The organism is Streptomyces yunnanensis, assembly GCF_029011865.1.
Classification (GTDB): Bacteria; Actinomycetota; Actinomycetes; order Streptomycetales; family Streptomycetaceae; genus Streptomyces; species Streptomyces yunnanensis.
Genome location: NZ_CP095749.1, coordinates 4,630,760 through 4,644,615 on the forward strand (window position 1 = coordinate 4,630,760; position 13,856 = coordinate 4,644,615).

At 68.9% G+C, this 13,856-nt stretch carries 13 protein-coding genes; 4 read left to right on the forward strand and 9 right to left on the reverse strand.

Annotation, left to right across the window (positions count from 1 at the left end):
• The first annotated feature begins 76 nt into the window (after positions 1–76).
• Together ddaH and rocD are read left to right on the forward strand one after the other, a co-directional pair.
• The gene (gene ddaH / locus MOV08_RS19925) at positions 77–985 is read left to right on the forward strand and encodes a dimethylargininase (RefSeq protein WP_275308361.1); all 909 of its coding nucleotides are present in this window, start codon (positions 77–79) and stop codon (positions 983–985) included.
• Complete coding sequence (gene rocD / locus MOV08_RS19930; protein ID WP_275308363.1) at positions 982–2,205, forward strand: ornithine--oxo-acid transaminase; 1,224 nt, start codon at positions 982–984, stop codon at positions 2,203–2,205. Before ddaH ends, rocD begins: the two co-directional genes overlap by 4 nt.
• Here the strand turns inward: rocD and MOV08_RS19935 are convergent.
• Both MOV08_RS19935 and MOV08_RS19940 read right to left on the reverse strand, forming a co-directional pair.
• The gene (locus MOV08_RS19935) at positions 2,202–2,426 is read right to left on the reverse strand and encodes a DUF397 domain-containing protein (RefSeq protein WP_275308364.1); all 225 of its coding nucleotides are present in this window, start codon (positions 2,424–2,426) and stop codon (positions 2,202–2,204) included. The two genes, rocD and MOV08_RS19935, sit on opposite strands and share 4 nt — an antisense overlap.
• Positions 2,419–3,213: a helix-turn-helix domain-containing protein gene (locus tag MOV08_RS19940; protein ID WP_275308366.1), complete on the reverse strand. Its 795-nt coding sequence runs from the start codon at positions 3,211–3,213 to the stop codon at positions 2,419–2,421. Before MOV08_RS19940 ends, MOV08_RS19935 begins: the two co-directional genes overlap by 8 nt.
• A gap of 132 nt (positions 3,214–3,345) precedes the next feature.
• On the opposite strand from MOV08_RS19940, the gene MOV08_RS19945 reads away from it, so the two are divergent.
• Positions 3,346–3,711: a hypothetical protein gene (locus MOV08_RS19945; protein WP_275308368.1), complete on the forward strand. Its 366-nt coding sequence runs from the start codon at positions 3,346–3,348 to the stop codon at positions 3,709–3,711.
• Here MOV08_RS19945 and MOV08_RS19950 read toward each other — a convergent pair.
• From MOV08_RS19950 to MOV08_RS19975, 6 genes are all read right to left on the reverse strand, one after another.
• Positions 3,664–4,014 (reverse strand): hypothetical protein, encoded by a 351-nt coding sequence (locus tag MOV08_RS19950; RefSeq protein ID WP_275308369.1) that lies wholly within the window; start codon positions 4,012–4,014, stop codon positions 3,664–3,666. The two genes, MOV08_RS19945 and MOV08_RS19950, sit on opposite strands and share 48 nt — an antisense overlap.
• Positions 4,005–4,364 carry a hypothetical protein gene (locus MOV08_RS19955; RefSeq protein WP_275311836.1) on the reverse strand — a complete coding sequence of 120 codons (360 nt, stop codon included), beginning with the start codon at positions 4,362–4,364 and terminating at the stop codon, positions 4,005–4,007. Before MOV08_RS19955 ends, MOV08_RS19950 begins: the two co-directional genes overlap by 10 nt.
• 507 nt (positions 4,365–4,871) lie before the next feature.
• A complete protein-coding gene (locus MOV08_RS19960; RefSeq protein ID WP_275308371.1) occupies positions 4,872–9,749 on the reverse strand; it encodes a putative T7SS-secreted protein in 4,878 nt (1,625 codons plus the stop codon).
• The gene (locus tag MOV08_RS19965; RefSeq protein WP_275308372.1) at positions 9,746–10,360 is read right to left on the reverse strand and encodes a hypothetical protein; all 615 of its coding nucleotides are present in this window, start codon (positions 10,358–10,360) and stop codon (positions 9,746–9,748) included. Before MOV08_RS19965 ends, MOV08_RS19960 begins: the two co-directional genes overlap by 4 nt.
• A gap of 13 nt (positions 10,361–10,373) precedes the next feature.
• On the reverse strand, positions 10,374–10,802 hold the full coding sequence (locus tag MOV08_RS19970; protein ID WP_275308374.1) for an SseB family protein: 429 nt from the start codon (positions 10,800–10,802) through the stop codon (positions 10,374–10,376).
• Positions 10,803–10,932: 130 nt separating this feature from the next.
• On the reverse strand, positions 10,933–11,562 hold the full coding sequence (locus MOV08_RS19975) for a TetR/AcrR family transcriptional regulator (RefSeq protein ID WP_275308375.1): 630 nt from the start codon (positions 11,560–11,562) through the stop codon (positions 10,933–10,935).
• Between the two features lie 156 nt (positions 11,563–11,718).
• On the opposite strand from MOV08_RS19975, the gene MOV08_RS19980 reads away from it, so the two are divergent.
• The gene (locus MOV08_RS19980; RefSeq protein WP_275308376.1) at positions 11,719–12,180 is read left to right on the forward strand and encodes a nuclear transport factor 2 family protein; all 462 of its coding nucleotides are present in this window, start codon (positions 11,719–11,721) and stop codon (positions 12,178–12,180) included.
• Positions 12,181–12,185: 5 nt separating this feature from the next.
• Here the strand turns inward: MOV08_RS19980 and pdxR are convergent, their stop codons facing one another.
• Positions 12,186–13,781, reverse strand: coding sequence for a MocR-like pyridoxine biosynthesis transcription factor PdxR (gene pdxR, locus MOV08_RS19985; protein ID WP_275308377.1), 1,596 nt, complete (start codon positions 13,779–13,781; stop codon positions 12,186–12,188).
• Positions 13,782–13,856: the final 75 nt, after the last annotated feature.

Below are 13,856 nucleotides of genomic sequence, written 5' to 3' on the forward strand. Positions count from 1 at the left end.
CGGAGCGTGCGGACCGTCGTGCCGACCGGCGGGCAGTGGATACGGACCCCAGGAAGCGGAGGCCCTTTCTGTGCCCATGACCCACCCCGGCGGCGCGCTCACCCGGGCGCCCCGGACCCCGCGCGCCCGGCGCTATCTGCTCTGCCGGCCCACCCACTTCGCCGTCGAGTACGCCATCAACCCCTGGATGCGCGAGGACGCCGACGTCGACACCGCACTCGCCCTGCGGCAGTGGGAGGACCTGGTCCGCGCCTACCGCGACCACGGCCACACCGTCGAGACCGTCCGGCCGGCCCCCGGCCTGCCCGACATGGTCTTCGCCGCCAACTCCGCCGTCGTCGTGGGCGGTCGGGCCTTCGGCTCGCTCTTCCACGCCCCGCAGCGCCGCCCCGAGTCCCACGAGTACGAGATCTGGTTCAAGGGCGCCGGCTACGACCTCCACCGGCCCGAGTCGCCCTGCGAGGGCGAGGGCGACCTCGTCCCCGTCGGCCGCTACCTCCTCGCCGGCACCGGCTTCCGCACCACCCGCGACGCACACGCCGAGGTCCAGGAGTTCTTCGGCCGCCCGGTGATCAGCCTCCAGCTGACCGACCCGTACTTCTACCACCTGGACACCGCCCTCTTCGTCCTCGACGACGGCCTCCCCGCCGCCGGCCTCCCCGCCGACGGAAATGGCACCGGCGGCAACGGGGCCGGCGGCGCCGGCGGGGCGGCCCTCGCCTACTACCCCGAAGCCTTCTCCCCCGGCAGCCGCGAAGTGCTCCGCCAGCTCTTCCCGGACGCCGTGCTGGCCACCCGCGACGACGCCCTGGCCTTTGGCCTCAACTCGGTCTCCGACGGCCGCCACGTCTTCGTCGCCCCCCGGGCCACGCACCTCATCGACCAACTCACCGCCCGCGGATATGTCCCCGTCCCCGTCGACCTCTCCGAGTTCCACAAGGCCGGCGGCGGCATCAAGTGCTGCACCCAGGAGCTTCGCCCATGACGACTGCGCCCACCGACACCCGCCGCTCCTCCGCCTCCCTCATCGAGGCCGAGGCCCCGGTCCTGGCCCACAACTACCACCCCCTCCCCGTGGTCATCTCCCGCGCCGAGGGCGTCTGGGTCGAGGACGTCGAGGGCCGCCGCTACCTCGACATGCTGGCCGGCTACTCGGCGCTCAATTTCGGCCACCGCCACCCGGCCCTCATCGAGGCCGCCCACCGCCAGCTGGACGCCCTCACCCTCACCTCCCGCGCCTTCCACCACGACCGCCTCGGGCAGTTCGCCGGCGCACTGGCCGAGCTCACCGGCCTGGACATGGTCCTCCCCATGAACACCGGCGCCGAGGCCGTCGAGAGCGGCATCAAGCTCGCCCGCAAATGGGCCTACGAGGTCAAGGGCGTCCCCGCCGACCAGGCCACCATCGTCGTCGCCGGCGGCAACTTCCACGGCCGCACCACGACCATCATCAGCTTCTCCGACGACGACGAGGCCCGCGCCAACTTCGGCCCCTACACCCCCGGCTTCCGCACCGTCCCCTACAACGACCTGGCCGCCCTCGAAGCCGCCATCGACGACACCACCGCCGCCGTCCTGATCGAGCCCATCCAGGGCGAGGCCGGCGTCATCATCCCCGACGACGGCTACCTCGCCGGCGTCCGCGCCGCGACCAGCCGCGCGAACTGCCTCTTCATCGCCGACGAAATCCAGTCCGGCCTCGGCCGCACCGGCACCACCCTCGCCGTCGAACACGAACAGGTCGTCCCCGACGTCATCCTCCTCGGCAAGGCCCTCGGCGGCGGCATCGTCCCCGTTTCCGCCGTCGTCGCCCGCCGCGAGGTCATGTCCGTCCTCGGCCCGGGCCAACACGGCTCCACCTTCGGCGGCAACCCGCTGGCCGCCGCCGTCGGCACGGCCGTCGTCGACCTCCTCACCACCGGCGAGTTCCAATCCCACGCCGCCGACCTGGGCAAGGTCCTGCACTCCGGCCTCACCGAACTCCTCGGCAAGGGCGTCACCGCCTTCCGTGCCCGCGGCCTCTGGGCCGGCATCGACATCGACCCCGCCCTGGGCACCGGCCGCGCCATCAGCGAACGCCTCATGTCCGAGGGCGTGCTGGTCAAGGACACCCACGGCTCAACGATCCGCCTGGCCCCGCCCCTGACCATCACCGAGCACGAACTGACCACGGCAATCGCCACGTTGGGCCGCGTACTCGCCTAACGCCCGCCGAACGCCTGGCCCTTAACGGCATCCACAAACGCACTCCAAGCCCCCGCCGGAACCACGATCGCCGGCCCGTGCGGGGCCTTGGAGTCGCGGACGGGTATGCCGTGGGGGTGACCGTCGATCACCTCGACGCAATCAGCCCCTTCGTTGTCGCTGTACGACGACTTACGCCAGCCGTTCAGCGTTGCGGCCATCGGAATGGTTTCCTCAGCCATGGTGTCCGTACTCCTTCGCTTGTGCCCTCATCAGGGCCAGTGACTGCTGCAGCGGTAGTGCATCACTCAGCACCAGAGCGTATTTGCTTTGCAGCCCCTGAACCACGGCTGGCGAATCATGCAGAAAACTGCTGGACACGCACTCGGTGTAGCCCGCCGGAGGCTGGTCCGAGAACCACATCAGCTTCAACTGCCCCTGCATGAGCGTCGCAGCGCCCAGACCCAGCGGCAACACGTGGATCCGGACCCGGCCTCTCTCGGCCAGACGGACCAAGTGCATGATCTGCTCTGCCATCACAGCCTGCCCGCCGACGGGACGACGGAGCACCGCCTCGTCCAGGACACCCCACACTACCGGCGTCAGCGGATCATCGAGGATCTCCGCTCGCCCCAGCCGTGTGCGGACGAGCCGGTCACACTCCTCATCACTCCACGGTGGGCAGGCAGTGCGCATGACGGCACGGGCGTACCCATCCGTCTGAAAGAGTCCGGGCACCAGCGCGCTCGCGAACTCCCAGATCATCGTCGCCTGTTGTTCCAGCGCCAGCGCATCGGCGAAGCGGTCGGCAACCGCCACCTCGCCACCTGGCCGAAAGCTACTGAGAACGTTTCCCGTGCCCAGCGCCCTGTCGAGGCGTTCCGCATCCTCCTTGGAGGGAACCCTCCGGCCCGCCTCAATATGGGCAATGTGCGACCGCGTCATGATCGCCGCATCCGCCAACTGCTGCTGCGTCAGTCCCGCCAGCTCCCGTTGCTGCTTGAACCAATCTCCGTACGTGTTGCTCATGCGCGCACCCCCTCGTGACCAAACCCCCGTCACTTTCTGTCCATTGAAAGCCTACGCGCGGTGACACAACCCTGGTGACTTATCCACAGAAGCCATCCGGCCGCCGCCGGACCCTGCCAGGAAGACGCCCGCATGCGCTACGAGTACGACCCCGACAACGCCCAACGACCCGGCTCGCCCCTCCGCCTCCTCCCCTGGGAAACATGGGACGGACGGCCCTGCTACCTGGCCGCATCAGGCGACGGCAACGGTTACCTCTCCCGAAGGGCAGACCGCATGGAGGAACAACAAATGCACAACGCCGCCGTCGCCTACACCGACGCCGAGACGACCCTGCGCAATTCCTCGGCCGGCCCCCTCATGCTCCGCCTGATGCTCATGCGCGCCACCAACGCCCTCGGCAACACCCTCCGCATCGCCGACAGCCGCCTCGGCCGCCTGCCCGCGCCCTCACAACCCGAAGGTCAGGACGAGGACGAGCACGTAGAGCGCCCCTAGCGAGACCGGCGCCAGCACTGCGGCGGCCACCCTCGATCCACGATGGTGCCGCCGCCACGGCAACACCCAACTGATCACCAGCATCGCCAAAGGCACAACAAGCCCACACGCACTCACCGCGAGTCCGACTTCATACCTCTCCGCCATGCGTGTGCGGTTCGAGTCATGGTCGAACAGAACAGGCGTCAGGAAGGCCAGCCAGCCGACCACCAACGCTCCGAGGAGCGTGACCCCGGTCGAGATCAACGGAGGCATCAATGCCAGCGGGTCGCGCTCACCCTCGGCCCGCCCCTTCACGGCCACCGCACCATCGCCATACAGGCAACGAACAGCACCACAACCCCCAGCGGCGCCGACAGCGCAAGCATCACCCGCCGCCCGGCATTCCGCCGCTCCCACGGCAACCCCCAAGCCGCAACAAGCAACCCCGCCGGCACCAAATACCCAACCTTCAGCACCACCAGGGCAGTTGAGATGCTCGCATCAAACCCATGCGCCTTCTCACTGCTACACGAGTCACAAGCCATCGCCGAGAACCCCAACACACCAAGCGCAAAGAACCCGGCCACCACCGTGACCAAGCTCGAAACCAACGGCCCCACCCAGGCCCGCGAGTCCCGCTCTTCCCCCACCGGCAACAACATGTCTTCCATGTCCACCAGCCACCCCGATCCGCCCCAGCCCGCATGAGTCGCCGCACTCAGAAACCCCATAAATTCCGCGCGCCCCAGAGGCTCCGGAACCTCCCACGGAGCCACGTGGAGGCGCCGACCATGACAGGGAGAACTTCAACCTTTTGAGGCGTCTTTAAATTCCTGCGGAAGACACCCTTCCTCCCACAACTCATCGAGACGAACGAACAATGATTTCAAATTCCTCACCAGGGCCACCCTAGAGCTTTCCCGCATACTCGCCAATGGATCCGAGAACTCCATATTACCCAGATCCGGACCAGTCCACCCCTTAAACCTACGACATTGCGCACACCATGAATATGTAATCAGATTCCCCCCCATGGGCGTCTCTTTTCGATAAACGTACGTACGCACAGCCACAGCGCCACACGCAGGACACTGCTGCTCCCGCGGACAGTTAACGAAGCGAACACCGGAGAGGAGTTCCTTGACTTCCCCGCTATTAAACTCCTGCATTTAACGATCCTATCGCCTGCGCCTCTTGAAAATTTCAAGCATCCTCTGACCGTATTCTTCTGCCGCTTCTTCCGTGCCACCCCACCTATTTGACGGGAGCACACCCTCCTCCTGCCACAGGATTCGGTTATTTCTGGTCAATACGAAGTGCTTGTGATGAAAAATCTCGTGATGGATCGTAGCGACCGCATGATCCATACTCTTTAGGCCCATGTCAGATATCTCAATTTTCGGCCGCCCCCTGATCCCCAGATCAGGGAACCCATCAGTATGCGGACTATTTCCGTACGCTGACCCCGATGGCCCATCAATGTGGGGGACATGTTCGATATCATAGTCATGCACTGGCATGCCCGCGCGCCCCAGCTCTTGCTTGACTTGATCGATACTGACTGCCGGCCCGTGCCTACCGCCAGGTTGTCGCTGAGAGTTTCCCGACGTCTTCGTCTTACACTCGAAGAGCCCCAGCGGGTCCGAATATTCAAGAGGGTTACCGACATAGGCAACAGGATTTGGGGCAGGAGTGAGACCTAGAACATCGGAGGATATGTAGCGAGCATCGCACGGATCGTAGTATCGATCAAAATTGTAGTGAAGTTGGGTTTCAGGATCGAACTGCTGGCCGGGAAAACGCAGCGGCGTGTAGGCCGAGGAAGTCGCATCCCAACTAGTGGCGCCCCATAGCGTTGCCCTACTCCTCCAATCGATGTTTCCCGCCAGAGAAACAAGGTCCGTGGGAGCGCCAACGAGATCCGTGACGATCGCGAAGAATCTTTGATCAAAGGTTCGCTGGATGAATTCGCTCGCGCCTCCGACTGAGACCTTCCTCTCGGTTTGGGTAACCGGCAACAAGCCCTCATAGTCCCACGTGAGCACAATCGCCTTCGATGCTTCCGGGGAGTGCGTGGCTTGCTCCACTAGCGTTGGGCCGTCCCACGCAAATATCGTCTCCTCGACGATCGTTGAAGCATGGGAAGCAAGCCGCCGCTTGGCTATACGGCGGCCGCATGAGTCGTATACGTATCGCCACATGGTGCCGTTCGGTTCTACGACCGAAGTGAGCCGTCCCTCGGCGTTCCAGCTGTAACGCCAAGTTTCGGGCTTACGCGACAGCCGGGCTTTCTGGCGAAGGACGACCCGGCCCAGCTCGTCATGCTCATACCGAACGCGCCCCGCACGAGTAATCCGCGTGCCCTCATAAGCACGCTCGCCCCGGGCCGAAGCGTTCGGATGCCGGTCCGGCCAAGCCGCATAAGTCTGGTTGCCCGCCGCGTCGTACGCGTAGGTCTCCGTCCAGTCCGTGGCGTGGACTGCCGTGACGCGGCCCGCACGGTCGAGGTCGAAGGTGCGGCGGCCCGTGTGGGAGTCGTCGATTGCGGTGAGGTGGCCATCCGGGCGGTAGGTGTAGGTCCGCTGGAGGACACGCTGTACCTCTGCCTGGGCGGTGCCGGTCGGGTCGGTGGCTGCTGCTGACAGCGACTGGCTGGTCAGGCGTCCGGTGGGGTCCCAGGTGTGGGTGAGGTGGAGGGTGCCACCGATGGTGCGGGTGAGTTCCTGGCCAGCGGCGTCGTATTCGAAGGAGAGCGGGTGGCCGCCGATGTCCATGCCGGTGCGGTTGCCGGCGGCGTCGTAGGCGTAGGTGGTGTGGTGGCCGGTGGGGGTGGTGCGGGAGGTGCGGCGGCCGAGGACGTCGTAGGTGAACGTCATGGTGCGGTCGTTGACCGTTTCGGTCAGGACGCGGCCCAGGGTGTCGCGGGTGTAGGTGACGGTGGCATCGGGGTTGGCGGCCCGGTGGAGGTTGCCGGCGGGGTCGTGGGCGTAGGTGGTGAGCAGCCCCGCGGCGTTCTTCTCGGTGATGCGGCCGAGGGGGTCTCGGGTGTAGGTGGTGACCTCGCCCAGGGCGTTGGTGCGAGTGGCCAGTTGGCCTGCCGCGTCGTGGACGTAGGACAGGACGCGGTCGTCGAAGTCGGATTCGGATATCAGGTGGCCGGCGCCGTCGTAGGTGTAGTTCCAGGTGAGGCCCTGGGGGTTGGTGACCTGGGTGAGGCGGAGTTCGGTGTCGTGGGCGAACTCGTAGCGGACGCCGTCGGGGTCGGTGCGGGCGGAGAGGAGATCGAAGTGGGTGTAGGAGAAGTGGGTCGTCTGGCCTACGGCGTCGGTGTGGGTGAGGCGGTTGCCTTCGCCGTCGTAGGTCCACTGTTCTCGTGCGCCGGTGGGGTCTATTCGAGCCGCGAGTTTGCCTTGGACGGTCCACTGGAGGTGGGTGGTCGCGCCGAGGGGGTCGGTAACTGAGGTGGTGCGGCCGAAGGCGTCGCGGGTGTAGTGGGTGGCGTGGCCCAAGGGGTCGGTGACCGTGAGGGGGAGGCCGGCGGCGTTGCAGGTGATGCGGGTGGTGTTGCCGAGGGCGTCGGTGACGGAGGCGAGGTTGCCGCGGGGGTCGTGGGCGTAGGTGGTGGTGGCGCCGGCGGGGTCGGTGGTGGCGACGCGGAGGCTGCGGGCGTCGTAGGTGTGGGTCCAGGTGGCGCCGTCCGGGCCGGTGACGGTGCGGGGGTTGCCGTGGGCGTCGTAAGTCGTGGTGGAGGTGGTGCCGTCGGGGAGGGTGACCGCCACCGGTCGGCCCTCGTCGTCGTAGGTGAAGCGGGTGGTGCGGCCCAGGGCGTCGGTGGTGGTGAGGATGCGGTGCTTGGTGTCGCGAGTGGTGCGGGTGGTAGCGCCGGTCGGGTCGGTGGTGGCGACGATCTGGTGGTGGTCGTTGACCTGGTAAGTGGTCAGCTGATCCTGGGAGTTGAAGAAGCGGTTGGTGCGCAGGCCGGTGTCCGGGGCCGGGTCGCCCCAGATGTAGCGGGCGCGGAGGTGGCCGGCGATTCCGCCCTGTGAGGTGCAGCGGTCCGCCTCGTCGTAGGCGTAGGTGTAGCTGCTGCCGTTGGTGTCGGTCCAGGAGGTGATGCGGCCGACGTCGTCGTAGGTGAAGCGGAGGGGGCGGTCGGAGGAGGGCCTGGTGACGGTGGTGAGGTGGCCGAAGGCGTCGTAGCCGTAGGTGACGAGGAGTTGGTCGCTGCCGTCGGGGGCGGCGCCGGCCAGGTGCAGGGCGGTGATGCGGGTGCCCTCGGTGGTCCCGCCGGTCGTCCCGTCGGTGGTCCCGTCGACGGTCCTCTCGGTGGTCAGCAGGAGGCGGTATCCGGCGCTGTGGGTGATCGCGGCGGGCCTGCCGTCCTCGGTGTAGTCGAAGGTCTGGTGGTTGCCGTGGCGGTCGGAGATCTCGTCGAGGAGAGCGAGGTTCTCGGTGTGGGTGGTGAAGTAGCGGCGGATGCCGGTGGCCGGGTCGACGAGGAAGTAGTCGCCGTCCGGGGTGCGGGAGAGCGGGGCACCCTCGCCTTCGAGGGGGAGGGTGGGGACGCCGACGGCCGGGTGCGGGTAGAGGAGGAAGTTGCCCTCCTCGCCGATGAGGATGACGCCCTCGGCGTCGATCTCCAGGCGCTGGTCGAGGGTGGACATCCACGTGCGGCCGAACCAGCGGCCGGTGCGGTAGGACGACTCGAAGGTGCGGGTGAAGGAGAGGGGGAGGCTGCCGGGCAGGCTGATGTCGGTCTGCGGCAGGATCATGCGGCCGGTGGCCATGTCGATGGGGTCGCCGCCGAACGTCTTGCACCAGCGGGTACGCAGACGGTCGCGAATCGTTCGCTTGCCGCCTTCCTTGGCGGCGTTACGGGCGGCGCCCTCTAGGGCGTCCTTCGCGCCGGCCTTCACCGCCCCCTTGGCCAGCCCCCCGGCCCCCTTGCCGCCGACCATGTTGCCGAGCAGCGTGCCGTACGCCTCCACCGGGTCGCTGCCCCAGCCGGAGCCGAGCATGCCCTTGGCCATCTCCACGGGGTGCATGGCCGACTGGCCCAGGCCGAGGAGGGTGGTGGAGACGTTCGAGGCCCACTGGAAGGGGTGGGCGACGTTGTAGGGGTCGAGGGGGTTGACCGTGCGCGCGAGGTTCAGGGTCTCGATGCCGGCTTTCGCGATGCCGCCGGCCAGGTGCATGTGCTCGATGGCGAACGCCTTGGCGCCGTCCTTCAGGCCCGCGCTCGCCAGGTCGGTGAACTGCGGCTTGTCGGGAGCGTGCGCCAGAGCGGTCTGGATGGCGTTGCGGGCCCGCTCGGCGGCCTCGTCGCGCTGGCTGCGGGCGTTCTTGACCATCTCCTGCGCGGCCTCGCGGCCCTCGGTGCCCGGGTCCACGAAGTCGCCGGGTGGGGTCGGCTCCGGGCCGGGGTCCTCGCCGCGCTGGACGGCGGCGTTGTAGCTGTCTCCCTGCGCCACATACGTGTCGACCTTCGACTTCCAGGCGTGCAGGGCGATTTCGCGGTCCTGCTGCGCCTGGCGGTACTTCTCGATCGCCTCGGACGCCTTGCCCTGCGCCCAGGAGATCGTCTCCGCGTACGCCTTCAGCGCCTGGTACGCGTCGTCGCAGGCGTCGGCGGCGTGCATCCACTGCTTGGGGTGCATCTCGAACGCCTCGCGGAAGGCGTCCGCGGCCTGCCCGCTCCAGCCCCGGCCGGAGCCCAGCTTGCGCATGCCGTCGGCGACGCGGTTGAACGCCGCCGCGAAGTCCTTCAGATGGGAGACGGTCTCGTTGAGCTTCTCGACGTCCCCGTGGACGAGCTGCTTGGGGTCCTCGGTCTCGCCCAGCTGTCGCTCGTCGACATGGGCGCCCAGCGCGCCGGCGAGCTCGTCCCCACCCGAGCGGACCTTCGCCGCGGCACCGTCCGCACCGATCGCCTCCAGGCCGTCGCCCAGCTTGTCGGCGCCGAACTCGACGGCCTCACCGGCACCGCGCTCCACGGCGTCCGTGAACTCGCCCACCCCCTCGGCGACCTTGTTGACGCCGTCCCCCAACCAGTTCACTTGTCGCTACCCCCGTGGTTCCGACCCGGTTCCTCCAGCTTTGACGTGGTCTCGGACGGGTCCTCGCCGCCGTTCTTCAGGCGGTCGGGAATCGAGGAGACCTCGTCTGCGAACCCGTGCGCGGCGTCGCTCGTCCGCCGGAACGACTCCTGCGAGGCCGCCGAGTTCGGGTTCCAGTCGAAGTCCGTGTTCGCGTCGATGGCGTCGTCCTTGAGCTTGCTCCAGGACGTGTGGTGCAGTTGCTCCGCAGTCTTGGTCGGGTCGCCGAAGGCGGCGTTCGCGCCCTGCTTGAGGATGTCGGAGGCGTACTGCTCCTGCTCGTAATAGAGACCGGCGGTGATACCCAGCTTCTTGGAGAAGCCGTTGGCGTCCTGCATCAGGTGGTAGACGCCCCAGCCCCAGCGGTCGCAGAACGAAGAGAAGACCGACGCCAGGCCGTCGTCGCCGCACTCCATGGCGTCCAGGGACAACTTGTCGAAGCCGCGGCCGAGTTGGGCCTCGATATCGAAACCCAGCTCCTTCAGTTCGCTGGTCGCGGCTTTTATGCCCTTGGTGAGCTGTTCAAAAGCCTCGGGGTCGGCGCTGTAACCGCTTCCCTCGATAAGCCCCATGGACGTTCTCCCCCTAGACGTTCGTGGTGCCCGACGTGCCGGCCGATGAGGCCGCGGATATGTCTTCGCCGGCGTCCACGGCGACGCGATCCGGGACGATTCCGGATACCGGCGGGAAAAGCATGCCCTGCGCGCTCCCGGCATCCAGGGCCACGCCCACCGGCCCCTCGATGGCGGGAATCACCACGTCGAGGACCCTGGCGCCGACCGCGGTGACGTACTGCCGGTCCGCCCCCAGCTCGCTCTCGCGGGTCGCCGCAAAACGGGACAGGGCATCCTCGTCACTGAATGCGTAGAGCCAGCGGATACCGTCCAACTCGCCGGAGAGAAAGCTGTCGTTGACGACCGGAAGTATCACGGCCGCGCGCCGGAATTCACCGATCAGCGCGGCCGGATTCGGCCGCCCCTCATGGAACGCCGCTACCTCGTCCACCAACGTCATGGCGAGCCCCTCCCCCGTTGCGTTTCCACTCATCGACTCGTCAACTCACTGCTGGGTCAACTTTGGCATACGGCACTGACAGCGCCGCCGAGCGATGCCCGAATAAACCGGCCGGGAGTTCTTTTTATTTTCAAATATTGGGGATGGTCGTGGTCGCCCCGATGAGCGCCGCCGCCGCTGCGCGGGCGGTATGGGCGGTATGGGCGGAGGCCGGTTCGCCGGATATGGCGGCGGCGGTGATCGCGCCGTCGACCAGGAGCGCCAACTGGGCGGCGAGGGCGGCCGGGTCGGGGTGCTTCAAGGGGCGGGCGAGGTCGGCGAGGTAGGCGCGCAGGGCCTGTTTGTGGTCGCGGGTGACGCGGGCGACGCCCTCCGAGGTGGCGCCGAGCTCGCCGTAGGCGTTGATGAACGCGCAGCCGCGGAAGTCCTGGGCGGCGAACCAGCTGCCGAGCCAGTCGAAGACGGCGAGGAGGCGGTCCGCGGGAGCCACGGCGCCGTCCGCCTCCGCCGCCGCGTCCACGTAGGCGGCCAGGTCGGCCCGCCAGCGCGCGTCGCGGCGGCGGAGGTACGCCTCGACGAGGTCGTGCTTGGCGGGGAAGGTGCCGTAGAGGCGCTTGAGGGACACGCCGGCGGCGGTGCGGAGCTCGTCCATACCGACGGCCTGGACGCCGCGCTCGTAGAAGAGCCGCTCCGCGGCGTCGAGGATCCGCGTCCGTACGTCGTCGGGGACGCCCTCGGGGGCGTTGCCATGGGCCGTCACAGGGGCCGCCTTCCGTGGAGAACGTTCGTTCTCTAGACTAGCCGGGCGGGTGGAGAACGAGCGTTCTCCGCCTGGTCGCCCTCGCGCTCGCCCTCGCGTTGGCGCTCGTATCCGCACAGACAAGCGCTCGCATCCGCACAGACGAGGAGTCACGCCATGACCACACCCCGGCCCCCCTTCCCCCCGTTCGACGAGGAGAGTGCGCGGCAGAAGGTCCAGGCCGCCGAGGACGCCTGGAACACCCGTGATCCCGAGCGGGTGGCCCTCGCGTACACCGAGGACTCGGTCTGGCGGAACCGGGACACCTTCCTCGCCGGGCGCGCCGAGATCGTCGCGTTCCTGCGCCGGAAGTGGGAGCGGGAGCTGGACTACGCGCTCCGCAAGGAGCTCTGGTCGTATGCCGGGAACCGGATCGCGGTGCGGTTCCAGTACGAGAGCCGGGACGCCGGAGGCCAGTGGTGGCGGAGTTACGGCAATGAGCTGTGGGAGTTCGACGCGTCCGGGCTGATGGGGCGGCGGGAGGCCGGGATCCACGACGTCCGGATCGAGGAGGCGGAGCGGCGGATCTTCGGGGCGCGGCCGGAGGCGGAACGGGGGCTGCCGATTCCGTTCCGGTGAGGGCTTCACGGCCCGCCCCGGCCACCGCTCCCGTCCCTGCCGCCCCGGCCACCGCTCCCGTCCTGTCCGCCCCGGCCGCTCTTGCCGGTCCCTCCACCCCCTCCGCCCCGGCCGCCGACGGCCCGGGTCGCCTCCCCCAGGACGGTGACGCCCTCCGCCAACTCCCCCGGTGTGCGCGCCGCGTAGCCGAGGACCAGGCCCGGTCGGCCGTAGGGGCGCTGGCTGTGCCAGGACAGCGGATGGACCTTGACACCGCGGGCGAGGGCGGCGGCGGCCAGTTCGGTGTCGGGCGGGACGTCGGGCGGGAAGGTGACCGTCAGGTGCAGCCCGGCCGCGGCGCCGTGTACGGCCGCGGCCGGGAGGTGGCGGCGGACGGCGGCGACCACGGCGTCCCGACGCGCCCGGTGGCGGCGTCGCAACTGCCGGATCAGGCGCTCCAGTTCACCGGATTCCATCAACCGGGCCAGTACCAGCTGCGGCAGCGCGGCGTTGCCGAGGTCGGCGAACCGCTTGGCGTCCACCAGCGCCTCCCGGTAGCGGGGCGGGGCCAGCAGCCAGCCGACCCGTAGGGCGGGGGCCAGCAGTTTGGAGACGCTGCCCGCGTAGCAGACGTGGTCGGCGAGGAGGGAGTGCAGGGCGGGGGCCGGCGGGCGGTCGTAGCGGTGTTCGGCGTCGTAGTCGTCCTCGACGATCAGGCCGCCGGTGTCGCTCGCCCAGCGGAGCAGGTCGCGGCGGCGGGCCCCGTCGAGCACCACGCCGGTCGGGAACTGGTGGGCCGGGGTCAGCAGGGCGGCCCGCGCGCCGGTCGCCCGCAGCGCATCGACCCGGACGCCGTCCTCGTCCACCGGGACCGGCGGGGTCGCCGCGCCCCAGTACTGGAGGTGCTGGCGGGCGCCGAGCGAACCGGGGTCCTCCACGGCGATGGCGTCGATGCCGTCGCGGAGCAGCACCTGGGTGATCAGGCCGAGTGCCTGTGCCGTACCGGAGACGATCAGGACGTCGGCGGGGTCGGCCCGGATGCCGCGGTTGCGGGCCAGCCAGTGGACGACCGCCCGGCGCAGTTCGGGGGTGCCCCGGGGGTCGCCGTAGCCGAGGGCCGCCGACGGGAGCCCGGCGAGCACCGCGCGTTCGGCGCGCAGCCAGGCGGCACGGGGGAACGAGGCGAGGTCGGGCAGGCCGGGCGTGAGGTCGATCCGTGCGGGGGTCGCGCGCAGGGCGTCGAAGACGTCGCTGCGGGGTGGGGCGGCGAAGGCGGCGGGGCCCGGACGTGGCGCCTCCCGGTCCGGCGTCGCCCCGGCGCCCGACGACGGCCCCGCGCCGGTCGCCATGGGGGCCGCGACCACCACCGTGCCGCCGCGGCCCCGCCCGGCCACCTGGCCGTCCTCGCGCAGCCGTTGGTACGCCTCGGTGACCAGGCCGCGGGAGACCCGCAGGTCGGCGGCGAGCACCCGGGTCGCGGGCAGCCTGCTCCCGACCGGCAGCCGGCCGTCCGCGATCGCCCGCCGCAGCTCACCGGCCAGCCAGTCCGCCCGGCCCCCCGCCGGCGCTGCCGCGATCCTCAACTGGAGGAAATCGGAACCGGTGGCGGACCCCGACGTCATGGCCCCTGTTATGGACCCTTCAACGAGATGCTCTTTGGACCTGTCCACCGGACCATTATCCGGCGACGGTTGCTC